23 protein-coding genes are annotated in these 23,026 nt (G+C 64.6%); 10 read left to right on the top strand and 13 right to left on the bottom strand.

What is annotated here, in order from left to right; all coding sequences use genetic code 11:
- Positions 1-196 precede the first annotated feature (196 nt).
- Positions 197-511 carry a hypothetical protein gene (locus tag DT069_RS19790; protein ID WP_425450405.1) on the top strand — a complete coding sequence of 105 codons (315 nt, stop codon included), beginning with the start codon at positions 197-199 and terminating at the stop codon, positions 509-511.
- Between the two features lie 54 nt (positions 512-565).
- On the opposite strand, the gene DT069_RS19785 is transcribed toward DT069_RS19790, so the two are convergent.
- Both DT069_RS19785 and DT069_RS19780 read right to left on the bottom strand, forming a co-directional pair.
- The gene (locus DT069_RS19785; protein ID WP_119462048.1) at positions 566-1,003 is read right to left on the bottom strand and encodes a CBS domain-containing protein; all 438 of its coding nucleotides are present in this window, start codon (positions 1,001-1,003) and stop codon (positions 566-568) included.
- 182 nt (positions 1,004-1,185) lie between these two features.
- Positions 1,186-2,094: an NAD(P)H-binding protein gene (locus DT069_RS19780; RefSeq protein WP_425450404.1), complete on the bottom strand. Its 909-nt coding sequence runs from the start codon at positions 2,092-2,094 to the stop codon at positions 1,186-1,188.
- Positions 2,095-2,326: 232 nt separating this feature from the next.
- On the opposite strand from DT069_RS19780, the gene DT069_RS19775 reads away from it, so the two are divergent.
- Complete coding sequence (locus DT069_RS19775) at positions 2,327-3,130, top strand: alpha/beta fold hydrolase (protein WP_119462046.1); 804 nt, start codon at positions 2,327-2,329, stop codon at positions 3,128-3,130.
- 143 nt (positions 3,131-3,273) lie between these two features.
- The gene (locus DT069_RS19770; protein WP_119462045.1) at positions 3,274-3,711 is read left to right on the top strand and encodes a DUF2267 domain-containing protein; all 438 of its coding nucleotides are present in this window, start codon (positions 3,274-3,276) and stop codon (positions 3,709-3,711) included.
- Positions 3,712-3,798: 87 nt separating this feature from the next.
- On the opposite strand, the gene DT069_RS19765 is transcribed toward DT069_RS19770, so the two are convergent.
- Complete coding sequence (locus DT069_RS19765) at positions 3,799-4,251, bottom strand: YbhB/YbcL family Raf kinase inhibitor-like protein (protein ID WP_119462044.1); 453 nt, start codon at positions 4,249-4,251, stop codon at positions 3,799-3,801.
- Positions 4,252-4,448: 197 nt separating this feature from the next.
- On the opposite strand from DT069_RS19765, the gene DT069_RS19760 reads away from it, so the two are divergent.
- The 5 genes from DT069_RS19760 to DT069_RS19740 all read left to right on the top strand — a co-directional run bounded on the left by DT069_RS19760 (position 4,449) and on the right by DT069_RS19740 (position 9,036).
- A complete protein-coding gene (locus tag DT069_RS19760; RefSeq protein ID WP_425450403.1) occupies positions 4,449-5,144 on the top strand; it encodes a dienelactone hydrolase family protein in 696 nt (231 codons plus the stop codon).
- An 8-nt stretch (positions 5,145-5,152) separates the two neighbouring features.
- Positions 5,153-5,800, top strand: coding sequence for a phosphoribosyltransferase (locus tag DT069_RS19755; RefSeq protein ID WP_425450402.1), 648 nt, complete (start codon positions 5,153-5,155; stop codon positions 5,798-5,800).
- Between the two features lie 38 nt (positions 5,801-5,838).
- The gene (locus DT069_RS19750) at positions 5,839-6,846 is read left to right on the top strand and encodes a ribose-phosphate diphosphokinase (protein WP_425450401.1); all 1,008 of its coding nucleotides are present in this window, start codon (positions 5,839-5,841) and stop codon (positions 6,844-6,846) included.
- 358 nt (positions 6,847-7,204) lie between these two features.
- A complete protein-coding gene (locus tag DT069_RS19745; RefSeq protein ID WP_162913309.1) occupies positions 7,205-7,396 on the top strand; it encodes a hypothetical protein in 192 nt (63 codons plus the stop codon).
- Between the two features lie 86 nt (positions 7,397-7,482).
- Entirely contained in the window at positions 7,483-9,036 is a 1,554-nt protein-coding gene (locus tag DT069_RS19740; protein ID WP_119462040.1) for a phospholipase D-like domain-containing protein, read from the top strand.
- Between the two features lie 9 nt (positions 9,037-9,045).
- Here the strand turns inward: DT069_RS19740 and DT069_RS19735 are convergent, their stop codons facing one another.
- From DT069_RS19735 to DT069_RS19725, 3 genes are all read right to left on the bottom strand, one after another.
- Positions 9,046-10,455: a hypothetical protein gene (locus DT069_RS19735; RefSeq protein ID WP_119462039.1), complete on the bottom strand. Its 1,410-nt coding sequence runs from the start codon at positions 10,453-10,455 to the stop codon at positions 9,046-9,048.
- Positions 10,452-11,204, bottom strand: coding sequence for an alpha/beta fold hydrolase (locus tag DT069_RS19730; RefSeq protein WP_425450400.1), 753 nt, complete (start codon positions 11,202-11,204; stop codon positions 10,452-10,454). Before DT069_RS19730 ends, DT069_RS19735 begins: the two co-directional genes overlap by 4 nt.
- 88 nt (positions 11,205-11,292) lie before the next feature.
- Positions 11,293-12,285 (bottom strand): SDR family oxidoreductase, encoded by a 993-nt coding sequence (locus DT069_RS19725; RefSeq protein ID WP_119462038.1) that lies wholly within the window; start codon positions 12,283-12,285, stop codon positions 11,293-11,295.
- 299 nt (positions 12,286-12,584) lie between these two features.
- On the opposite strand from DT069_RS19725, the gene DT069_RS19720 reads away from it, so the two are divergent.
- Both DT069_RS19720 and DT069_RS19715 read left to right on the top strand, forming a co-directional pair.
- Positions 12,585-13,370, top strand: coding sequence for an endonuclease/exonuclease/phosphatase family protein (locus DT069_RS19720; protein WP_119462037.1), 786 nt, complete (start codon positions 12,585-12,587; stop codon positions 13,368-13,370).
- A 253-nt stretch (positions 13,371-13,623) separates the two neighbouring features.
- A complete protein-coding gene (locus tag DT069_RS19715; RefSeq protein ID WP_425450399.1) occupies positions 13,624-15,015 on the top strand; it encodes a phospholipase D-like domain-containing protein in 1,392 nt (463 codons plus the stop codon).
- 28 nt (positions 15,016-15,043) lie between these two features.
- Here DT069_RS19715 and DT069_RS19710 read toward each other — a convergent pair whose 3' ends face one another.
- The 7 genes from DT069_RS19710 to DT069_RS19680 form a co-directional block, all read right to left on the bottom strand.
- Positions 15,044-15,985, bottom strand: coding sequence for a putative bifunctional lysylphosphatidylglycerol flippase/synthetase (locus tag DT069_RS19710; RefSeq protein ID WP_119462095.1), 942 nt, complete (start codon positions 15,983-15,985; stop codon positions 15,044-15,046).
- Positions 15,986-16,053: 68 nt separating this feature from the next.
- Entirely contained in the window at positions 16,054-17,877 is a 1,824-nt protein-coding gene (gene treS / locus DT069_RS19705) for a maltose alpha-D-glucosyltransferase (protein ID WP_425450398.1), read from the bottom strand.
- Between the two features lie 145 nt (positions 17,878-18,022).
- Positions 18,023-18,958, bottom strand: a complete 936-nt coding sequence (locus tag DT069_RS19700) for a dimethylarginine dimethylaminohydrolase family protein (protein ID WP_119462034.1) — start codon at positions 18,956-18,958, stop codon at positions 18,023-18,025.
- A gap of 37 nt (positions 18,959-18,995) precedes the next feature.
- Complete coding sequence (locus DT069_RS19695) at positions 18,996-19,829, bottom strand: ABC transporter permease (protein ID WP_119462033.1); 834 nt, start codon at positions 19,827-19,829, stop codon at positions 18,996-18,998.
- A gap of 4 nt (positions 19,830-19,833) precedes the next feature.
- A complete protein-coding gene (locus tag DT069_RS19690; RefSeq protein WP_119462032.1) occupies positions 19,834-20,667 on the bottom strand; it encodes an ABC transporter permease in 834 nt (277 codons plus the stop codon).
- Between the two features lie 34 nt (positions 20,668-20,701).
- On the bottom strand, positions 20,702-21,814 hold the full coding sequence (locus tag DT069_RS19685; protein ID WP_119462031.1) for an ABC transporter substrate-binding protein: 1,113 nt from the start codon (positions 21,812-21,814) through the stop codon (positions 20,702-20,704).
- A gap of 33 nt (positions 21,815-21,847) precedes the next feature.
- Entirely contained in the window at positions 21,848-22,951 is a 1,104-nt protein-coding gene (locus tag DT069_RS19680) for an ABC transporter ATP-binding protein (protein ID WP_119462030.1), read from the bottom strand.
- Positions 22,952-23,026: the final 75 nt, after the last annotated feature.

Below are 23,026 nucleotides of genomic sequence, written 5' to 3'. Positions count from 1 at the left end.
ACCGTCCTGTCCGATGCGGCAGTCCTGTCGTGGATCCGCGGGATACCGAGCATCCTTAGCACGCTGGCCGTCCCGAACAGACGAGTCCGCTTATAGGGGCGGACAACGCGTTATCGACAGTTCTCTCGACAGAGTCTGGCGGTCCAAAGCCCGTCTGCATTACTGCGCGACGCACCCGCAGGAAATCAGCGGCCGATTGCAGGCTCTCGACCGGGAGTGGGATATCGAGTGCGCATTGGAGGCGAACGCAGCCTCCCTGGCGCTCGCGGGCGTGGCGCTGGGCGCATTCCTCGATCGCCGCTTCCTGATCCTGCCGGCGCTCGTGACCGGTTTCCTGCTCCAGCACGCGCTACAGGGCTGGTGCCCGCCACTGACTTTCTTCCGCAAGTGCGGGTTCCGAACCGCCGCTGAAATCGATCAGGAGCGGTACGCCCTCAAGGCGCTGCTCGGTGACTTCGCTGCTCTGCCCGCGGACGCCGATCGGGCGAGAGCCGTACTAGCCGTACTATAGGCCCGGCCGGCATGGACCACGAAGGAACTGCCGGCCGGAACCCGCCCGTTCGGCCTATCGGCGCGGCACGTCCGTCGGCTCGGAGATGCCCTTAAGCGCCTTATTCGCCGGGTCCGGACCATCCGGGCTGGCCCGACCGAGATCGGCGAGCGCGATGACGCCGACGAGCCGCTTGTCGTGGTTCAACACCGGCAGGCGACGGATCTGATGCTCCGCCATGATCTCCGCTGCACGCTCCAGCGAGTCGTCATCGAAGCAGTAGTAGATGTGCTCCGACATCACGTCGCGGACGGAGGTCGTTCCCGGCGACCTGCCTTCCGCGACCATGCGCATCGCGATGTCACGATCGGTGACCATGCCGATCAGGCGATCATTCTCACCGATGGGGAGGGCGCCGATATTGTCCTCCCGCATCTTGACCGCGGCGTCCATGATCTTCGCGTTCGGGTCGATCAGATCGACCGAGTGGGTCATCACTTCTTGCACCTGCATGGAACTCTGCTCCCTGCGATAACATGCTCTAACTCGATAACAGAGGGTCACCGATGGAGTTCCACGTTGCCGGGGACATTGTTCGCGTGTCTCGATCGCCGATCTTGTCGTCGCCGTCCTCGACTTAGATCGGTCCTCGGCTCGCCCGTTGATTCCGTCACACGCCTCTTTGGACTGCACCGTCATGTCCTTCCAAGGATTGTCGTAAGTGCATCCTCGATGGATGTCGGGGCGATCTGCAAATCGTCGAAACCAGGTGCATCCGGCGCAGCCACATTGTTGCTCTGCATGAGCTCGACCTGATTTCGCGTGATGGGAGGCCGGGGCAGCATCTCCGCGACATGGGCCAGCGGACGCCAGATGCCGAAAGGGATGGGAACCAGAAGCGGCTTCCTGCCGAGGTGCCGTGAGATCACTTCGAGCAGGGATCGATAGGTGTAGATGCGTGGCCCGCCTAGCTCGTAGCACAGTCGATGCTGGGTTCCCGTCATCGTCCGGGCCACCGCCTCGGCGACGTTCTCGACATGGGCGGGCTGCAACTTCGTTCGGCCGCGCCCGAACAGAGCGAAGACGGGAAGACGACGTAACAAGTGCGCGATCGGAACGACGAAGGCGTCACCTCGGCCGAACATGACGGCGGGGCGGATGAGCGTCGCGGCGGGAAATACCTCGCGAACGACCCGTTCGCCTTGTCCGCGGCTGCGGATATATGGTGACTCGGACCGGGCATCGGAACCGATGCCGGAAACATGGATGAGCTGCGCGACCCCAGCGTCTCGGGCGAGCCGTGCGACCCGTGCGGCGGCCTCCACATGGACCGAATGGAAGGTCTGCGATCCGCGCTCCACATAGAGGCTGACGGCATTCACTACGCCTTCGGCACCTGCGACCGCAGCGGCAACGGAGCGGTCGTCATTGACGTCGGCCGTGACGGGCTCGGTGCGGGCGTCGTTGTTGTCAAAAAGCTCTGCACCGCGTTGCGGGTGCCGCGATGCGACCCGCACGGAAAGGTCCTGCTCGAGCAGCCGGCGCACGACGCACTGGCCTAGAAAGCCGGTTCCGCCGAATACAGTCACCTTCCTTCGGCCCATGACCTCTCTTCCTTCGACGACCATGTGCGCTCTGCCGCTCAGAGCGAAACCCGTCAGTTGATGGCGGGTTCCTGGTCTTGGCTGCTCGAAAGGGCTCGCGCTGGCAGGAACCAGGCCTGATCCGCCGCGTTGTTCCGTCGACCGCCGACATAGGCGACTGTTTGACGATGGCCCTGGCAGATTTCGCAACCGGGCCCCGCGGCAGGTCACCGTCATCGACGAGGAGTGCTCGATGAGACGGCGCCACGTAAGGCTTCGACGGATCTGGACCGAGGTGGACGGGTTGCCGGTCCACGCGCTGGCTTCGGCCGCCCCGGTCCCGCTTGGGCCGCCGCCGGTCGTACTTGTGCATGGCCTCGGTCTCTCCGGCCGGTACATGATCCCGACCGCCGAGCAGCTGGCGCCCGAATATCGTGTCTACGTGCCTGATCTGCCGGGCTTTGGCGACAGTGGAAAGCCGCCACGCGTACTCGACGTGCCGGGGCTCGCCGATGCGTTAGCCTCCTGGATGCAGGCGATCAGGCTCGATCGTGCCGCTCTGCTCGGTAATTCGTTCGGCTGCCAGATCATCGCCGACCTCGCCGCGCGCCATCCGGAACGGGTCGACCGGGCTGTGCTCCAAGGCCCCACCACGGATCCGAAGGAGCGGTCCTGGCTTCGGCAGTTCGTCCGGTGGCGGCAGAATTCGCCATACAACCCGCCTTCGCTCGGCCCCCTGACGCGAAGCGATTACCGAAAGTGCGGCCTATGGCGGCTGTTCAAGACGACGTGGTACTTCATGCAGGATCGCGTAGAGCTGAAGTTGCCCAGGGTGCGCGCGCCGGTTCTGGTCGTGCGCGGCGGGCGCGATCCTATCTGCCGCCAGCCTTGGGCGGAGGAGGTTGCTCGACGGTTGCCGCATGGGCGGCTCGTCGTAATCCCCGGCGTGGCGCACACGCTGGTCTATACGTCCCCCCTCGAGCTGGTCCGCGTGAGTCGGCCGTTCCTGAACGCGGCGCTTCCGACCGGTGAGCACGCCTGGGGGCGTGGGCGGTGAGCGCGAGGATCGGCGGTTCAATGGAACTGATACAGTGCACCCGTGTTGTTCGGATGCCATGGAACCGGTTCCAGTGGCAGCCTGCAGACGGCGCAGTTTGATGACCTCTCTCCCAGGAGGCTTTCTGAAGCGGAGGGCGCAAGATGAGTCAGACCGGCCTGGAAGTATTCGATGAGACGGTGCAGACGACGAATATCTGGTTGAAGGAGCTCGGCGAGGAACTCGGCCCCGATCACCAGCGCTGCTATCACGCGCTGCGCGCGGTGCTGCACACCCTCCGCGACCGGCTGACCGTCGACCAAGCCGCGCATCTTGGTGCGCAGTTGCCGATGCTCGTCCGCGGCATCTACTATGAAGGGTGGCATCCTGCCGCCACGCCGCGAACGGCGCGATCGCTGGATGAATTCCTTCAGCATGTCAGTGAGGAACTCCGGAACATTCGACCTATAGGAAGCGATGACGCGGCGCGCGCCGTGTTTCGTGTCCTCAACGAGCATCTGACCCAGGGCGAGATCGCCAAGGTGCGGCAGGCGATGCCGCAGGAGGTGCGCGATCTCTGGCCGAATCCGCCTTCGGCCTGACTCGCTTCCAGGCAGTATCCGCACGCGACATAGAGCGCGATTCGCTCAGGTTGATCCAGCCTGAGCGTTCGTCGCTTCCGGCCAGCCTTAGCGGGCGTAGGTGCCCACGCACTCAGCCTCACCGATCATGTGCGGCCTTGCCGCTTCCCAGATGTCGGCCACCTTCGCCTGCGGCGGGACATCGATCTTCGGTGTGCTGAGTGCCGCCAGCCGGAAATGATAGTGGTGCGCCTTGTCGCCTTTCGGCGGCTCCGGCCCGTCATACTGCCGGTTGCCGAAATCGTTGACGCCTTGGCCGAAGCTCTCCGCGCTGGCGCCCTCGGGCAACCGATGCTGGTCCGCCCCGATGTTGTAAGCCGCCCAGTGCTGGAACAGACCCGATGGCGCATCGGGATCGTCGACCACGAGCAGGAAACTCTGAGTGCCGGTCGGCTCGCCCGACCATTCCAGCGGCGGCGACAGATTCTCACCGTCGCGCGTGTATTTGGATGGGATCTCGTGCCCATCGGTGAACGCCGCACTGTTCATTGTAAATGCCATAGGGCCCCTCCGTGCGTTCGGTCGTTCGGTTTGCCCTCTAAACCCGACGCGCGGGCGAGGGTTCCGCTGGTTGGACGGATCGGGCGGCTGTCGGAACCGCATCGCGGCATGGCTGTTGAATCGATATCAATGGGCAATCCGCGGCACGGCCGCCGGACGGGATCGCGACCGAGCCGTTCTTTTGAAGGATGGATCCGATGCAGAGGAACGCAGAGCGGGACAACGCGACCGCTCCCGAAGACGCTGCCCGATCCCGGGAACAGGAAGTCGTCATCGGCCCAGTCGGACTCGCCGGCATTCTGGTGCTTCCACAACCCGGAAAGGGTACTGTTGTCTTCGCCCACGGGAGCGGTAGCGGCCGTAAAAGCCCGCGCAACAACCAGGTCGCGCGGCAGCTGCAGGGAGCCGGCTTGGGCACGCTGCTGCTCGATCTCTTGACGGAAGAGGAGGCGCGGGACCGTGCCAATGTGTTCGATATCGAGTTGCTGGCGCGCCGGCTTATCCTGGCGAGCGACTGGCTTCGCGAGCGGGAGGACGCACGCACCATGCCTGTCGGCTTCTTCGGCGCCAGCACCGGAGCAGCCGCGGCCCTGGTGGCCGAGACTTATTCGGTCCCGCCGATAAGCGCGATCGTCTCGCGTGGTGGGCGTCCCGATCTCGCCGGCCCGGCGCTTCTGAAGGTCCGGGCGCCGACCCTTCTGATCGTGGGTAGCCTGGATCACGGCGTGATCGAGTTGAACCAGGAGGCGCTCGCCCAGCTTACCTGTGAGAAGGAGATCGCCATCGTCAACGGAGCCGGCCACCTGTTCGAGGAACCGGGCACCCTGGACATGGTCGTGCAACTGGCGCGCCGCTGGTTCGACCTGCGGCTCAGGACCCCGGTATCCCGATGAAAGAGGCTATGTTCCGCAATCGCGCCGAGGCGGGCCGGCACCTCGCCGAGAAGCTCGGCCATCTGAAGAACGAGCGGCCGATTGTCTTGGCGCTGCCGCGCGGCGGCGTGCCGGTGGGGCTGGAGATCGCGCTGGCGCTCGACGCGCCGCTCGACCTCATGCTGGTCCGCAAGGTGGGCGCGCCGCACCAGCCGGAGCTCGCGATCGGCGCAGTGGTGGACGGCCACCATCAGGAACGCTTCATCAACCGCGACCTCGTGGAGCGGCTCGGGCTGCCAGCATCCTACATCGAAGAAGCGAGCCAACGGGAGCTCCAAGAGATCGAACGGCGCCGAGAACTCTACGCCCGCGGGCGATCGCCGATCGACGTCCGCGGGCGCACGGCCATCGTCGTCGATGACGGCATCGCGACCGGCGCGACCGTGCGGGTGGCACTGCGGGCGCTCCGAGAGGCCGGCGCGACGCGCGTCGTGCTCGCAGTCCCGGTGGCTCCCGCCAGCACGGCCGACGATCTCCGGTCGGAATGCGATGAGGCTGTATTTATCGCCACACCAGAGGTCTTCGGAGCGGTCGGCTTCTACTACGACAATTTCGAACAAGTGAGCGACGCGGAGGTGATCGAGATGCTGGAGCGGGCGCCCGAGCAGCGAGGATGATTCGCTCCCGATCCTGCTTCGTCGAACGAGGAGCCGCCTTGACCGATTCAAGCTCCATCCTGCTGTTCGCGCTACCCGGAAGCGAGGAGCAAGGCACACGCGTGGCCGAGCATCTTGGGCTGACGCCGGCCGCAATTGAGCATCGTATCTTCGAGAGCGGTGAGCACAAGCTCCGACCGCTGGTGCCTGTACGCGGGCGGGACGTCTATCTGCTCAGCTCACTGCAGGCCGATGAACACCGATCTGTCCATGACAGGCTCTGTCTGCTGTTATTCCTCGCCGGTACGCTCGGCGATGCCGGTGCGGATCGGATCACCGCGATTGCGCCTTATCTTGGGTACAGCCGGGCGGATCGGCGGACCGAAGCCTGTGGTCCGGTGACGACCCGCTACATCGCGCAGATGATGGAAGCGGTCGGCATTCATCGCATCGTCAGCTTCGATGTTCACAATCCTGCCGCTTTCGAGAATGCGTTCCGATGCCCTGCCGAACAGCTCGAAGCGAAGCCATTGTTCGTTCAACGCTTGGCCGGGATGCTGGGTGGAGATGAGGTCATCGTCCTATCTCCGGACGTGGGCGGCATGAGGCGGGCCGATGCCTTCCGTCAAGATCTCTGTCGCGTGCTCGGGCGCGACATCGGCCTCGGCTTCGTCGAGAAGCGGCGGCAGGACGGCACCATCGCCACCTCGGCCTTGGTGGGCGAGGTGCGCGACCGTACCGCGGTCCTGGTCGATGACCTCATCAGCACCGGAACGACGCTGCGGGAGGCGGCCCGCCAATGTCGACATCGCGGCGCCCGAACCGTCCTGGCGGCTGTCACGCACGGGATCCTGGCAGCCGAACCCTCCGAGGTCCTCACGGATCCGGTGTTCGACCGCATTCTGCTGAGCGACACCGTCGATTCGATGCCGATTCCATCCGAGTTGCTGGATAAGAAGATTGTCATCGTTCAGATCGCCGGTCTCGTCGCTGAAGCGATCCGGCGCCTGAATGCCGACGGACGGTTGACTGACCTGCTCGAAGCAGAGTCCGGTATACGTGGATGACCAGGAGGCGGATGGGGGCGCGGCGCAAACTTGCCCTCATTCCCCGGCCGGAATGGCCAAGCTGCCGAAAATCGCGTTCTTGGCCTGGCCCGAGTCGAATCGGCCGCAGCTTCAGGCAGGATGGGGGAGTAGATGCGCACCCGTGCCGCGTCATTTGATCGGCACGCGACTGCCTTCGGAACTTGGTTATCGGCCTCGGTGTTGAGCTTGCAGGAGATAGTTGGGGCCTGATCCGATCGCATCCGTTCGATGTGATCGGTGGATCAGTCCCTAATTGTTTGAATGAGAGGACGATTCACTGATCACGTCGATTCAGCCTGATCGGATCGTGCTCCAGGACGTCGCATTGGAGGTCGTCTTGAGCGGGAACAAGCGCAACATCGACACGGACGAACTGTCCAAGACAAGTCAGGGCAATGCATTGCCGACTGGAACCGGGACCCACGCGCAGCACCGGCGCGAGGAGGAGGCTGAGACCGCCGATAACAAGGAAAAAGGCAGAGCCGGCCGGAAGGCTGGTGAGGGCAAAGGCTATACGCGCCCTGAGTAGCTTGGACAGTTCCGCGACATCCTTTCGTGTCAGGACAGCGCGACGCAGAGGAGAGGCACGCTCGCACATCGGTCGCCTGCTGAGACATGAATAACTCGGAAGCGGAGGTCACGGGCGGCCCGGCAATCGCCGCCGACGAAATCGGCGGGGTCGGCCTACCCGGAGAAGCATCGCGGCTGCTTGAGATCGGCTCGACCTGTTGGCGGATCGAGGGGGCGCATCGAGCGGCCTTCATCGTCGATACGGCGGCCTATTTCGTCGCCGTCAAGGCCGCGATGTGGAAGGCGAGGCATTCGATCCTGATCCTCGGATGGGATTTCGACCCGCGTGTGCGGCTCGAACCCGACAACCCGACGGCGAAGCAGCCCGACATATTTGGCGCGCTCCTCAAGCACTTGGCGGCCGAGCGCGAGAGCTTGCGCATTCACGTGCTGATCTGGGACATGGCACTGCCCATCGCACTTCAACGCCGGCTGATCCCGCAGCGATCACGGCGCTGGCTGCAAAGCGATCGGGTCCGGTACTGGCTGGACGATCACCACCCGGTCGGCGCTAGCCACCATCAGAAGATCGTGGTGGTGGATGACGCGATCGCCTTCAGCGGCGGCATGGACTTCGCGGGTAACCGCTGGGACACACCGGCTCACCGCGATGCCGACCCGTGCCGGCGAACACCGGAGGGCCGTGCCTACGAGCCACGCCACGACGTTATGATGGTCGTGGACGGCGCAGCGGCGGCCGCTCTCGGCGATTTGGCGCGCGAGCGGTGGTATCGCGCAACCGGCGTGCGGCTCGCTCCGCCGCCCGTCCGGGCGAACGATTCCTCGGCGAGCGCCCCTTGGCCGGACGGGCTGAAGCCTGAATTGACCAACCTGCCAATCGGCATCGCGCGCACCGAGCCTGCGTGGCAAGGCCGGGCAGAGGTTCGCGAGAACGAGGCGCTGTATCTGAAAGCGATCGCGGCGGCGCGTCGCTGGATCTACCTGGAGAGCCAATATTTCGCCTCGTTCAGAATCGCTGACGCCCTCGCCATCCGGCTCGCCGAGCCGGACGGGCCGGACGTCGTCGTCCTGTGCCCGGCTCATAGCCCGAGCGCTTTCGAGCAGATCGTCATGGATCCTGCCCGGAACCTCCTGATCCGGCGCGTGCGCGCCGCCGATCGTTTCGGTCGTTTTCAGATTTATGCACCGCTGACGGAAGGCGGGACACCGGTCATCATTCATTCGAAGGTGACGGTGATTGACGACAGGCTGCTTCGCATCGGCTCAGCCAATCTGAACAACCGCTCGATGGGCTTCGACACCGAATGCGATCTCGCGATCGAGGCGGTGGCGGGCGAACCGGGCGCCGATCGCACCAGCGTTGAGATTCGTCGCTTTCTCGATCGGCTGCTTACGGAGAGTCTCGGCGCACTAGTGGGGCAGGTAAGTGCAGGCCTGGCACGGACCGGTAGTCTCGTCGCGAGCATTGAGGCACTCAACCGGAAATCCGGACGGCGTCTGCAGTCTTTCGACGCGTCAGGGGGCGGTGCTATCGGTTCGGCGATCGGGGCAAGCCATCTTATGGATCCATATGGGGCGGTGGACGCTTGGCGGCCCTGGAAGCGATATCGGGGCAACCGTTGCCGGAAGATGCCGTAGCGGTCGGGCTTATCGACGATCGCCTTCCGGAAAGTTCTCGAATTCGACCGAATAGCATTTCCCGGCCTCTTCGAGGAATTGGCCGAACTGGCCGAAGCTCAATGGGCCCGGCAGCGGGTAGCGTGCCGGAATGTTCCGGATCGCCGGGTGGTATTGGGCGAACGTCGCGAAATCGCGCGGGAACTTGCGTTCGTCGATGCCGAGAAAGCTGCCTTTACGGCGCGCATGGCGGAACAGTCTCCGCCAGCGCTCGATCGGTGCCCAGCCGGCGCCCTCGATTCCGTTCGAGAACAGCATCAGGTTGACGTCGTCGAAGGGCTCGCCGGCCGTGAGATACTGCTCGAGCCAGTCGGCCGACGGCATCATGTTGAACTTCATCCAGAACGGCACGGAGCCCGTGCGCAGGGCCCAATAAGGCTCCATCACGATAAAGGATTCCGCCAGCAGCCGGTTTGCCGGGATCCGTCGCATTCGGTACCACCAGCGGTAGAGATCGGCGACGAGCGGGCTCAAATGCTCGGGCTCCTCGAAGACGATCCGCGCGACCCGATAGCCGTGGCGGCGGGCGAACGCCTCGACATCGTCGCGCAGTGTCGGCTCGAAGCCCCATTCGGCCTCCGGAGTCCGGCCGTTCGGTTGCGGCGGGTCCCAACGCCGTCTGCATGAGCCGTACTTCGCCAGGTAATGCGCAACGCGATCGCTGCCCTTGAAGAATTCCTCCTCGGTCGCGCCGCCGAGCGCACCGAACTGGAAAACGTGGCGCTCACCGATGCGCGTGGTCGGCCAAGTCCGCCGGCATTCGCTCAAGATAATCGTTCCGCCGGGCTCCAGGCGGTCGATCAGGAAGCGCTCATAAGCCTCGCCCAGGCGACGCCGCTTGACCCGGAAATAGGTCATGTAACGGACCATCAGGCGATCCTGGTTCGGGTCGTGCATATGATGGAGTTGCAGATCGGGGTTGGACTCGAGCAACCGCCGTCCTGACTCCCGGCCCAGCGCGAGCGCGCGCTTCGGCTCGTCGGCATCGGTGTAGGGCTGGCGTACCGGAATCAGGTAGGTCTGCGGCAACCACGGCATCCCAAGCGCCGCGCAGAGATGGACGAGGGCGCCGCTCGACGAGCCGACCGCGACAGCCGGATAGCAACGTTCGGGGTACTGGCTGACCATCCAGCGCGACACCGCTTCGGCATCGATCCGGCCGACGTCCTTTCGGGACACCGCTTCGATGGCGCCCATGAAAGTGTAGACCTGCTCGCGAAGCCGAGGCGGCAGCCAGTTCACGGCGACGGCCAGCGGCTTGAGCTTCTGCGATTGGCCCACCGCAGGGAAGTCCTGACCGTTCAGGAAATGGCCGAGCGCCCGCAGCATGCCCGTGGCGGAGTCGAAGTTCGCGACATAGGAGAGCGGCGAGAGACTCATGCGGCCGTCGATCCCCGTGTCGTCTCAATCAGGAAGGGGCGCAGCACGCGCGTAAACTCCAGCGGCGCATAGAGATTGATCGTGTGGGCCGCGCCCGGAATTTCGATCAGTCGTCCCCGCGGAAGAAGAGTCGTGACCTGACATGCCCAGCCCTGCGGCACGATCGGATCCCGCGTGCCGCGCACGACCAGCGTCGGCGCCTGCACCGAGGGCAAACGCTCCTCGATCCGATGGTCCAGAAGATAGCGGAAGTTTTCGAAGGCGCTGCGCAGCCCGGTGGTGGCGTAGTCCTTGATCATCAGGCCGGGCTGGGGCGGCTCGCGTAGAGCGTTCTGCAGCCAGCGGATCGCTTGGCTCAGCGTGCTCCGCGCCCGCGGATCGGTCGTCGGCCCCTGCAGAACCAAGCGGTCGACGAGATGCGGATGGTGAACGGCGAACTCGACTAGAATGTTACAGCTCATCGAGTTGCCGATCAGGTGCGCGCGCTCGAGACCGATAGCCTGCATCCAGGCGGCGAGGGCATGGGCCAGCTTATCGATGCTCAGGGTCTGTGGCGGTTTATCGCTTCGTCCGAAGCCTGGAAGGTCAGGCGCATAGACTCGGAAGTCGGGTGCGAGATGCTCGCCGAGCGGAACCAAATAGCGGCTCGAGACGACGAAGCCGTGGACCAGGACCACCGCAACCGGATTCGGCGGGGCCGGACCGATCGACGTCCGGTAGTGCATTTCGAGGCCGTCGTCGAGCCGCACCCAACGGCTGCTCAGACGTCCGGTCCGAGGGCCCGACGGCCGCTGCAGTGTGGTGCATGGAAGCTCCGGCACAAACGGAACCGGGCGGCTAGCGGCTGCCAAGGCGTGCCCGACGCCAGGCGTAGATGCCGAGCGGAATGCTCAGCAGGGCCAAGGCGGTCCAAGTTGTACTCGGTCCGGAGCGTTGCCGCTGGTTGAGCTGTTGCCAGCCGCCACGGGCGTCGGCACCTTCGCCCATCGGCTCGAACAGGTTGCCGCGCGTGGGTGCGGCCGGCAGGGGCTGGAAATGCTTCCTCTCGACCTGGCGCGCCATCATCGGTTCGACGAGGGCAGGGGCCACGCCGTGACCGAGCGCGGCGATTCGTCCCGACAGGCCGGCGAAGGCCTCGCGCCTGGGATGCTGGGCGAGATCGATGATGACGTCGGCGACCATCTCGGGTGGATAGACCGGCGGCATGGGTTGCACGGCGCGGCCCGAATAGTTGGCGGCATGCTGGAACAGCGGCGTATCGATACTGGCCGGCAAAACGGTGCAGACCCGAATGCCTGGCGCATCGCGCAGCTCCATCCGCAGACATTCCGACAGGCCGCGGATCGCCCACTTGGTCAGGACATAGGCGCTCGTATGCGGCTGGCCGACGGCGGCGACTGCCGAGGCGACATTGATCAGTACGCCCGCGCCCTGCTCGCGGAAATAGGGGATCACGCTTCGGGCGCCGTAGACATAGCCGAAGAGATTCGTGCGAATCACCCGCTCATAATCCTCGAGTGGGGTTTCCTCGAGCCGGCCGAAGAGCGTGACTGCGGCGTTGTTCACCCAGACGTCGATGCGGCCGTAGGTCTCGATCGCCCGCCGGGCCAGCGCCTCGACGGCATCCGGCTGGGTGACGTCGGTGGGAACGGCGATCGCCCGTCCGCCCAGGCGCGCGCATTCGTCCTCGGCCTCGTCCAGAAGCGGTGCTCGCCGCGCCGCGAGGACGAGCGTTGCGCCCTCCTGCGCAAAGGCGCGTGCGGCAGCACGCCCGATGCCGCTGGAGGCGCCGGTAATGATAATGACGGAGTCGCGCAGTTTTCTCGGCATCGCGTTCCGGGTGAGCAAACGTTGCGGACTTAGAATGAACGCCGCCGGTGCAGGCAGGTTCCGGCGCAGACGGCGGGAGCCAGGGAATAGTCGCCATGTAGGATGGCTGTCGGCTACGCGTTTATTCTCGTATGCGAGTCTTGCGGCCGCGGCCTTGAATGGGCATAACGGGCGGACTATTTGCATCGCGGTCGCCCTGTCGGAGAGCGACATGAGGCCGCTCCCCGGGAATATCACTGAAGGGCCGCGATATCCCCTCGACCTTCGCAAATCCCCCAGTCGCCTGTCCTGCGCGCTCCTTGGTCGTCGCGACCTATAACGTGCATGCCTGCGTCGGCGTGGATCGGCGGTACGATCCCGATCGTGTTGCAGCCGTCATCCGGGAACTGGACGCCGATATCGTCGCCCTCCAGGAGGTCTCGGCCCGTGACCGCCGGGGAACGATGATCGACGAATTTGTATATCTGGCGAAGGTGACCGGTTTCGATGCGGTGCCCGGCCCGTGTCTCATCGACCGACGCGGCATCTTCGGCAATGTCCTGCTCACTCGCCGGCCAGTCAAGGCGGTGCGGCGGATCGACCTCAGCATTCCTGGCCGGGAGCCGCGCGGCGCGATCGATGTTGACGTCGCGACCGTCGGCGGCGACGTCCGGGTGATTGCGACGCATCTGGGCCTTCGCCCGGCGGAGCGGCGGCAGCAAGTGGCGAACCTGCTGAAGGCGCTGGACGCGGCGGAGTCGGACTGTCGGCCCTCCATTCTCCTGGGCGATCTGAACGAATGGCGCCGCCGGGGCGGCAGCCTGCAACCGCTCGAGACCAACTTCGACCCGACGCCGGTCTCGTCGACCTTTCCGTCCTGGTGCCCGGTACTGTCGCTCGACCGCATCTTCGCGTCTGGGGGGAACGGCAATGCAGGACCGTCCGTGGCGGCGCAGGTTCACCGGTCGCGCGGTGCTCGCGTTGCATCCGACCATTTACCGCTGCGCGCCGTCATCACCTGGGATGTCGCCGGGGACGTTGCCAAGGGGGCTACCCGGGACGCTGCGGCTACATGCCCCACGTTAGTCAGAAGCGAGGCGGCCTGATCCCTTCGGTGCAGGACACTGCTGAACAAAAACGCGCGCCAAGGCGTTAGCTGACATAGGAGACGCGCGCCGGTGTTCCTAGGGCATTGTTCCCAGGACATCGGCGCGTTCCGTGAGAAGCTGCCGAGGCGAACGGAACATGGTGTCCAGCTTATCTCGATCTGGCGACATCACGGCGCGCGCCGGCCAACCGGCTCGCTTCGAAGCTACGTCAACATGGCGGATCCTCGAACCGGGGCGTAATTGCTGGCGCGTGGCGCCGGCTCGACATGCGACCGTTCTCATCGACGCGGCATCTTATTTCGCCCATCTCGAGCAGGCGTTCCGGCATGCCAAGCGGTCGATCCTCATCATCGGTTGGGACTTCGACGGCCATATCACGCTGCGCCCGGACAGCGAGGACGAGGACGTAGCCCGGACGCGATTAAGCGATCTGTTCCTCTCGCTCGTCCAGAGTCGTCCCGAGCTCGAGATCCGCATTCTCGTGTGGGACTTTTCCGTGTTCTACGGACCGGGCGCGCCGCTACCGCTTCTTCTCGGCGCAGATTGGCAGGAGCACTCGCGCATCCATCTGCGCCTCGACAACAAGCACCCGCTCTACGGCGCTCATCACCAGAAGCTCGTCTGCATCGACGACGCCTTGGCCTTTGCCGGGGGCATCGATCTTACGGTACGGCGCTGGGATACCGACCGTCACGCAGCGGACGATCCCGCCCGGGTCGACTCCGACGGTACGCCCTACAACCCGGTTCATGACCTCCAGATGGCTGTCGATGGCGAGGCGGCCCGCGCGCTCGCCGATCTCGCTCGCGAGCGCTGGCATATGGCGACCGGCGAGGCGCTGGCACCGGTTTCGCTGAGCGAGGACCCGTGGCCACCAAGCCTTGCCGCCGACTTCGTCGATGTGCCGGTTGCGATCGCGCGTACGGAGCCGGCCTGGGGCAGGGAGCCAGCCATTTGCGAGGCGGCGACACTCACCGCCGACGCGCTGGCGGCAGCGCAACGCTGGATCTATATCGAGGCGCAATACCTCACCGCCACGGCTGTCGGCGACCTCCTGGCCGAGCGCCTCGCCGCAGCGGAGGGGCCCGAAATCGTCGTCCTGGCAACGCGCAACTCGCAGGGCTGGGTCGAGCGCTTCATCATGGGAAGCAACCGCGACCGTCTCATTCGCCGGCTGAAGCAGGTGGACGGGTTCGACCGCCTGCGGGTCTATTATCCCGTCATCCCAAGCGCGCAGGGCGAGCGTGAGGTCCTCATCCACTCGAAGCTCATCATCACCGATGATGCATTCCTCCGCGTCGGCTCCTCCAACCTCAACAACCGCTCGGTCGGCCTCGACAGCGAGTGCGATCTCGCCATAGAAGCGGAGACCGACGTGGCAGGCCAAGCCATCGCCCGTTTGCGGGAGCGGCTCTTGGCGGAGCATCTCGGTACCAGCCCCGAAATGGTGGCGCAGGCCATTACCGCCGAAGGCTCCCTCATCCGCGCGATTGAGCGCTTGAACCGCAATCCCCGCGGGCTGCGCCCGTTTGCAGCGCAGGCGGAGGATGGGCCGACTACTCCCTTTCCCGGCACGGATCTGTTCGATCCCGAGGAGCCGTTCGAGCCGCTGCGGCTTCTGCGCGGCAGACGCGATGGATAGCGGGACGTTGAGTGCCGCTGGAATTTCCTCAGTTCCGTTCCGGATAGGCCCCACGATCGCGCGCCGGTTTGCGACCTCGCCGCGTCAGCTCGGTCAGGGCAAGAATGGGGCAGCCAAGGCTGAGCGGCACGAGGAAGTAGATGAAACGGAAGACGACCAGGGCGCCGATGATCTCCGCCTGCGGAAGAAGCAAGAGGACGACGCTCTCGATCACGCCGAGCCCGCCGGGAACATGGGTGATGAGGGCAGCTGCGTTGGCAATCACATAGACGGAGACAACGCCGAGATAGGCCACATCCGCCACCGCGGCGAGGGTTTGGTGGAGGCAGGCCGCGACGAAGGCGAAGTTGAGCGGGCCGATGATGATCTGGCCGAGCGCGAGTGGGACAGTCGGCATCTGCAACGACCACTTGCCGAGTTGGAGCGGCCGCCGCACGGTCGCGGCCAGCACGATATAGGCCGCTACAAGCCCCAGACAGGTTGCGCCGATCCCGAGAACGATTGGCTGCTGAAGACCCGTGATCTCTTGCGCCAGAGCCGGGCGCAGCAGTAATGCAGCCCCGGCCAGTATCATCAGGCCGAGACCGACCGTGGCTCCGCAGAACAGGATCACTTTGGCGACTTCGCCGGGGCCCATGCCCCAACGGGAGTAGAAGCGATAGCGAATGGCGCCGCTGCTCAGGGCCGCGAAGCCGATATTGTGCCCGATCGACAGGCTGACGAAGGAGGCCAGCGCCACCCGGCGATAGGGCAACGGTCGGCCGGCATAGCGCACCGCCAGCGCATCGAAGCCGGTGAGGCAGAGATAGCTTGCGGCCGCGAGGACGCCCGCCAGAGCAAGCCGGACAGGTGGGATTGCCGCAACCGAGGTGACGATCTGATCAAGGCTGTAGCCGCTCAGCGTGCGATAGAGCAGAAAGCCGGCGAGCAACAGAACAAGGATGACGAGCAAGGGCGTGAATCGTCGCATGAGGGACGATTCAGCGCGCGCATCATGCCGGATCATTGCGCCGCTGCGGGTGAAATGCCGGAGTCATGCTAGCCCTTGGCCGGCATCGGCTGCGGCCGCAGGGCCGGGGGCAGGTTGGGGCGGTCCATCGCCTCAAGCGGCCGCTCGCGCCGGGTCTCCGCCTCCGCAGGCGTAAGAAGCTTGAACCAATAGAAGCCGTGGCCCGGAAGGGCGAGCATGTAAGGCGTAGCCCCGACTGCGGGAAAGCGGCAGCCGCCGAACAGGTCCACCGGCACTCGTCCCGCGAGATCGGCAAGGTCGAGCTGAGCGGCCTGCGCCGTTTCCGAGAGGTTGGCGGCGCAAAGGATGATTTCCTCCTCATAAAGGCGGAGATAGGCCAGAACCTTCTCGTTTGCGGGCCTGAGGAAGCGGAAGTCACCCCGACCGAATGCATGGTGGGCGTTACGCACGCGGGCGATCCAGCGCATCCAGTTGAGCAGCGACGAGCGCTGACGCTGCTGCTGCTCGACATTGACGGCGTGGTAATCGAACAGGGAATCGATGATCGGCGGTAGATAGAGGGCCACGGTATCGGCGCGCGAAAAGCCGGCATTGCGGTCCGCGGACCACTGCATCGGCGTGCGCACCCCGTCGCGATCGCCGAGAAACGGGTTGTCGCCCATGCCGATCTCGTCGCCGTAATAGATCACCGGCGTGCCGGGCATCGAGAAAAGCAGACTGTTCAACAGCTCGATTCGGCGGCGGTCGCCCTCCATCATCGTGGCGAGCCGGCGGCGGATTCCGAGATTGAGACGCAGGCGCCGGTGGATTGCATAGAACTCCCAGAGATAGTCACGCTCGCGGTCGCTGACCATCTCGAGCGTCAGCTCATCATGATTGCGCAGGAAGATCACCCATTGACAGCATTCCGGCAGACGCATCGTCTTCTCGACGATGTCGGTGATGGGTTGGCTGTCCTCGCGCGCCAGCCCCATGAAGATCCGCGGCATCAGCGGGAAGTGAAAGGCCATGTGGCATTCGTCGCCGCGGCCGAAATAGGGCAGTGTGTCTGCCGGCCACTGGTTCGCTTCGGCCAGCAGCACGCAGTCGGGGTTGCGCCGCTCGATCTCGGTACGGATGCGCTTCAGGATGCTGTGCGTTTCGGGCAGGTTCTCGCCACCCGTTCCCTCGCGCTCGACGAGATAGGGCACCGCGTCGAGGCGAAAGCCATCGACGCCGAGGTCGAGCCAGAAGTTCAGGATCTTGGTGATCTTCCGCATGACGTGGGGATTGCGGAAGTTCAGGTCCGGCTGGTGGTGGTAGAATCGATGCCAGTAATACTGCTGCGCGACCGGGTCCCAGCACCAGTTCGAGATCTCCGAGTCCTGGAAGATGACGCGGGCGTCCTCATATTCCCGGCCGGTGTCGCTCCAGACATAGAAGTCGCGCTCGACGGAGCCCTTGGGCGCGCGGCGGGCGCGCTGGAACCACGGGTGCTGGTCAGAGGAGTGATTGATGACCAGTTCGGTGAGAACGCGCAGCCCCCGCGCGTGCGCCGCCTCGACGAAGTCCCGGAAATCGTCGAGCCTCCCGTAGGCCGGGTTGACGTCGCAGTAGTTCGAGATGTCGTAGCCGTCGTCGCGCAGCGGGCTCGGATAGAAGGGCAGAAGCCAGATGGCGTTGACGCCGAGATCCTGGATGTAGTCGAGCCTGCTCGTCAGGCCGGGAAAGTCGCCGACACCGTCGTCGTTGGAGTCACAATAGGCACGAACATGCGTCTGGTAGATAATGACGTCCTTGTACCACAGGCTCTGGCCGTGGCCGCTCAAGGGGCGCCCGGCCGCAGTGCGCCGATCCTCGGGCACGGAAGGTGAACTGCGGCTGCCCGTGCCATCGTACCTCTGCCGATCCAAATCGAACCTCGTCGCGAATGCCCGGATCAAGATGGAACGGGCCGTTCCGCGAAGGGTTCCCGGATGTGGTCGCGCTCCCTCGATGTGAGCCGATATGCAGCCCCCGATCAGAGGCGATCGGGGGCTTTCGCATGTCCGTGGAAGATCACAGGGGCGCTCGTCGCAACGCCTGGGCCATGCAGTGGATGCCGCCGCCGGTCTTGGAGATCTCGCTCATATCGACCTCCGCCACCTCGAAACCGCGCGCTTTCAAGGCTTCGATCAGCGTGCGCGAATGCTCGGGCGCGATAATGCGGTCGCGGCCCAGCGACATCACGTTGCAGCCGAGCGTGACGGTGTCCGGATAGGGCACGTCGATGATCTCGATTCTCTTGGCCCGCAGCCAGTCGACCACCTCCGCCGGCGTGGTGTCGAGGCAGACCGCGGCGAGTTTCTCGGCGATCATGACGACCATGAGATCGATATGGACGAAGAACGGGTCGAAATAGACGAGCTTGGTTTCCCAGCCTTCCTTGTCGAACCAGGCCTTGACCTGCTGCGCGCCTTCCTCGTTGGTGCGCTCGCCGCCGCAGCCGATGAGGACGCAGCCGTCCTCGATGATGTCGAAGTCGCCGCCTTCGAACAGCCCCGCGGTCACCATGTCGTAGACCGGGATGCCGAGCCGCTGATAGGTGCGGATCGCGGCGAAGTTCTCGCCCCTGCGCCACCAGTTGCACATGTTGGTGATGACCGCGCCATAGGGTGTCATGAAGCTGGAGTCGCGGGCATAGACCTGCATCGGGAGCTCGGGCGTAGGCTCGTGATAGTGAACGGTGACGCCGAAATGCTCGTAAGCGGCGACGAGCTCCTTGTGCTGCGCCTTGGCGACCGCGACGTCGCAGGGAGCATCGCGCAGATATTTGCGCGACAGCGAGCTTGTCGCCAAGTGCCTGAGATGATCGGGCTTTCCGAGCAGGACGTCCGTGAGGGCATCATATTCGTTGTTGCACCCCCAGGAATTGAGCATTGGGGTTCCGCCGGCCTCAATGCGCCGCTTCAGCGTGAATGCCTCGTCGACATCGATCTTCCTTACCTCGTTCATTGGAGCGTCTCCTTCCATGTTGATCACGCCATGTGGATTACGGTTGGCCAAGGGCCTCCTCGGCGACCCGCTTGGCTCGGGCGTTCGCAACGATCATGCGGACGAGAATCACGATTACGGTTATGGCGGTAAGCACCACCGAGATGGCGGCGACGGCCGGGTCGACATTGTCGCGCAAGCCCATCCAGACGCGGCGCGGCAAGGTTATGGCGTCGACGCTGGTGACGAACAGCGTGACTGCGATCTCCTCCCAGGACAGCACGAAGGAGAGGAACGCGGCCGAGGCAATGCCGAAGCGGATGTTCGGCAGGACGATCGAAACCGTCCTCTGTACGAGCGAAGCACCAAGCCCGCGCGCTGCCATCTCGATGCGCCGATCGAACTGGCTGAGCGCGACGAGTATGATGACGACGGCGAACGGCGTGACCATCACGACGTGGCAGAGGACGACGCCGAACCACGTATCATAGCCGAGGGGCTCGAAGACCCTGGAAATCCAGGTCGTCAGAAAATAGAGCGTGACGGCCGATACGACCGGTGGAACGACCATCGGCAGCAGCACGAAGCCGACCAGCAGGCCCCCGAGGCGAGGCTGAAGATACCAGACGCCGAGCCCGAAGGTGGTGGCGAAGACCGTGGCCAGGATGCTGCTGACAAGCGCCACGCGGAGACTGAGAAGAATGCTGGCGCCCCAGGCCGGATCCTCGACCAACGTACGGTAGTGCCGCAGCGACAGCTCGTCATCGGGCAGCGAGAGATACTCGAACGGCGTCAGGGAAATCGGAACGATGGCGACCAGCGGTGCCAGGAGGAACAGCATGATCGCCGTGGTGATCAGAAGCGCCACGGGGCCGGGTCGGTAAATATTCACAATGTTACCCCATCAGCTTCTCGACCCGGGTCAGGCGGAACAGGAGCGTCACCAGGACCGCTACGATCGCCACCATGACGACGCTGATCGCGGCGGCGAGCCCCCAGTTGGCCGTCTGGAAAAGCTGTACATAGACGAACTCGGCCGCCATGACGCTGCGCCCGCCGCCGAGGATGGCGGGGGTGATGAAGAATCCCAGGGAGAAGACGAAGACGATGAGGGCGGCACCGAGAATGCCCGGCATCGTCATCGGCAGGAACACGGACCAAAAGGTGCGCAGCCGTCCGGCTCCCAGCCCGCGGGACGCGAGCAGGACGCGCTCGTCGAGATGCCGCATGGCCGAGGCGATCGGAAACACGGCGAAGGGGATCAGGAAGTGGGTCATTCCGACAATGACGCCGAACTCGTTGCGGACCAGCGTCAGCGGCTCGGTGGTCACGCCCAGATCCTGCAGCCACGTGTTCACCAGTCCCCGGTTGTAGAGCAGGACCAGCCAGCCGAAAGCGCGCGTCAGGGTCGAGATCCAGAACGGAACCAGGATGCAGAACTCGACGAAGATACGCTGGCGCGGCGAACCCTGCACCCAGATGTAGGCGAGCGCATAGGCGGCCGCCGTGGTGACGATCGTCACCACGGCGCAGATGCGGAGCGTTCGCAGCAGAACGCCAAGGACGATGGGGTCCGTGAACACGCGCTCGTAATTGGAGAGCCCCGGTTCGGGCAGCGTCAGGCTCCAGCCCGCCACGCCAAAGAAAGGCACCCCATAGGCGAGCGCCAGAAAGACCGGCAACGGGGCGATGAGCGCCAGATATCCGACGCCCCGCCTGGTCCAAATCATCGCGCTCTTCGCTCCGCCGGCCGCTTGTCCCGGCTCAGGCCGAGATGAGCGCGAGGTACTGGTCCAACGTCTTGGAATAGTTTTCGGCGTACCAGTCCACGTTCAAGACGATCTGCTTGGCCATGTTCTCGGGCGCTACGCAGTTATGGCGCGCCTGATCAGCCGGGATGAGGGCATCCGCCGCCGGATTGGCCGGACCCTGGCCCAGCATCTCGAACATGACGAGCTGGCGCTTCGGATCCTGGGTGGAGGCCAGGAACCTCATGGCCGCTTCCGTGCCCCCTGGATTGTTCGCCATCACGCCGAGAGCGCCGGGGGAGAGCAGGCCCTGGTCCCAGATATACTTGATGCGACCGCCCGATTCCTGCTCGATCAGCTTGGCGCGCGTATTCCAGACGATGGCCATGGGGGCCTCGCCGGTGAGGAGGACGGTCTGGCTTTCCGCGCCGCCGCCCCAGAACGAGATTACATTCTCCTTGAAGGCCGCGAGCTTCTCGTGCGCCCGCTCGATGTCGAGCGGATAGAGCGCGTCCGGCGCCACCCCATCGGCGAGCAACGCCGCTTCCCAGCTTGACACTCCCCATTTGTACATCGAGCGATTGCCGGGAAACCTCTCGATATCGAAGAAGTCGGACATCGTCGTAGGGGCGTCGTCGCCATACAGCTCGGAGTCATAGGCAATGACATAGCTGAAGAAGTAAGTGGACAGGGCATAGTCCCAGACGAAACCGGGCCGGACCTTTGACTCGTCGACGACGGTGTAGTCGATCGGTTGCAGATAACCCTGCTCGCCCAGCGTCATGGCCGAGAACGAATCGATGTCGAGGAGGTCCCAGGTGATCTTGCCGCTCCTGGCCTGTGCCGTGATTGCGCCTTCGGTCGGGCCGGAGCCGTCCATCTTCACCTTGATACCGGTTTCCTCCTCGAACGGCTCGCCATAGGCCTTCGAATAGGCGTCGATCGCATCTCCGCCCCAGTTGACGAGGACAAGCTCCCTGGCCTGCGCATAGGAGAGGTTCGCGCGAAGCGCCACGGGAAGCGCGAGAAGGGCGCCGGTCGCCCTGACGAAGCTTCGCCGGCTGATGCGGCCAGCTTCGGCCTGCCGAAGGAGGATTTGAAGACAGTCCTGCTGAAATCCTTTATTCATTACCGTTCTCCCTGATCGATCTTGTCGCTCGCGTCAGTGCGAGCTCTTCTCTGGCAGAGCGAAGCCGCGCTCGACCGGCCATGTTGCCCAGACGTCGGCCCCGGGCCTGAACTCCGCACTCGCGTCCGCACTGCGGACGTCGAGACACAATTCGACTCCGCTTCTGGTGCGAAGCTCCAGCAAGGAGGTGGCGCCGGAATAGATTCGATTCGCGACAGTCGCGGGCACTCCGTTCCATCCGTCGGCGTCCGGGCGGCTCGCGGAAAGGGCCATGTATTCCGGACGCACGGCGACAATAGAGTTGTCCGAAGCCCCGTTCTGGCCGGCGCCATCCCCGGCCGGTGCGGTCAGCGTACAATCCTCGAAACGGCCGCGCAGAAACCCGCCATCGCAGCGCGCCTCATGCAGGGGCAGAAGATTGATGCGCCCCAGGAACTCGGCCACAAAACGGTTGACGGGCCTTTCATACACAAGGTCCGGCCGGCCGACCTGCTGAAGGCGGCCGCGGTCGAATATAGCGATGCGCGTCGAGAGGGCGAGCGCCTCGGTCTGGTCGTGGGTGACGAAGACGAAAGTGGCGCCGGTTTTTTGATGGAGTTGCTTGATCTCGCCTTGCATCTGCTCGCGCAGATTCTTGTCGAGTGCCGAAAGGGGCTCGTCGAGCAGCAGCACCTTGGGCTGAAACACCAGCGCACGCGCCAGTGCGACCCGTTGCTGCTGCCCGCCGGAGAGCTGACTCGGCCGCTTGTTTCGATGCGCCTCCAGGCCGACGGTCGTGAGCATCGCGCCGACCCGTTGCCTTCGCTCGGCCGCCCCGATCTTTTGGATCTTCAAGGGAAAGGCGACGTTCTCTTCGACCGTCATGTGCGGAAAGAGCGCATAGCCCTGAAAGACCATGCCGTATTTTCGTACTTCGGCCGGTTGTCGGGTTATGTCGATACCGGCCTCCTCGAGGTGGCCGGATGTCGGCTCAAGAAATCCCGCGAGGGTCATCAGGAAGGTCGTCTTGCCCGAGCCCGACGGGCCGAGCAGCGTCAGGAACTCGCCGCGGTCGATGCTTAGATCGATGCCGTCTAGCGCCACGAAGCGTCCGAACAGCTTGCGGATCCCCGTGGCACGAAGCTGAACATCCGTCACTGCGGTTCAGCCCATTTCCGGACGTTTCAGCACTACCTCCCAACGCGCCGATTCCGTGCCGGCGCCTTCATTGTT

The organism is Virgifigura deserti, assembly GCA_003576685.1.
In the GTDB taxonomy this organism is placed as follows: Bacteria; Pseudomonadota; Alphaproteobacteria; order Dongiales; family Dongiaceae; genus Virgifigura; species Virgifigura deserti.
This window is presented reverse-complemented; position numbering and strand designations above follow the sequence as displayed.

What these genes read in the sequence shown, in the direction of transcription:
- DT069_RS19725 (WP_119462038.1), bottom strand. Translation starts at nt 12,285, where the DNA reads ATGCCGAGAAAACTGCGCGACTCCGTCATTATCATTACCGGCGCCTCC.
- DT069_RS19740 (WP_119462040.1), top strand. Translation starts at nt 7,483, where the DNA reads ATGAATAACTCGGAAGCGGAGGTCACGGGCGGCCCGGCAATCGCCGCC.
- DT069_RS19780 (WP_425450404.1), bottom strand. Translation starts at nt 2,094, where the DNA reads ATGGGCCGAAGGAAGGTGACTGTATTCGGCGGAACCGGCTTTCTAGGC.
- DT069_RS19785 (WP_119462048.1), bottom strand. Translation starts at nt 1,003, where the DNA reads ATGCAGGTGCAAGAAGTGATGACCCACTCGGTCGATCTGATCGACCCG.
- DT069_RS19700 (WP_119462034.1), bottom strand. Translation starts at nt 18,958, where the DNA reads ATGAACGAGGTAAGGAAGATCGATGTCGACGAGGCATTCACGCTGAAG.
- DT069_RS19765 (WP_119462044.1), bottom strand. Translation starts at nt 4,251, where the DNA reads ATGGCATTTACAATGAACAGTGCGGCGTTCACCGATGGGCACGAGATC.
- DT069_RS19710 (WP_119462095.1), bottom strand. Translation starts at nt 15,985, where the DNA reads ATGCGACGATTCACGCCCTTGCTCGTCATCCTTGTTCTGTTGCTCGCC.
- DT069_RS19770 (WP_119462045.1), top strand. Translation starts at nt 3,274, where the DNA reads ATGAGTCAGACCGGCCTGGAAGTATTCGATGAGACGGTGCAGACGACG.
- DT069_RS19760 (WP_425450403.1), top strand. Translation starts at nt 4,449, where the DNA reads ATGCAGAGGAACGCAGAGCGGGACAACGCGACCGCTCCCGAAGACGCT.
- DT069_RS19775 (WP_119462046.1), top strand. Translation starts at nt 2,327, where the DNA reads ATGAGACGGCGCCACGTAAGGCTTCGACGGATCTGGACCGAGGTGGAC.
- DT069_RS19685 (WP_119462031.1), bottom strand. Translation starts at nt 21,814, where the DNA reads ATGAATAAAGGATTTCAGCAGGACTGTCTTCAAATCCTCCTTCGGCAG.
- DT069_RS19735 (WP_119462039.1), bottom strand. Translation starts at nt 10,455, where the DNA reads ATGAGTCTCTCGCCGCTCTCCTATGTCGCGAACTTCGACTCCGCCACG.
- DT069_RS19755 (WP_425450402.1), top strand. Translation starts at nt 5,153, where the DNA reads ATGTTCCGCAATCGCGCCGAGGCGGGCCGGCACCTCGCCGAGAAGCTC.
- DT069_RS19690 (WP_119462032.1), bottom strand. Translation starts at nt 20,667, where the DNA reads ATGATTTGGACCAGGCGGGGCGTCGGATATCTGGCGCTCATCGCCCCG.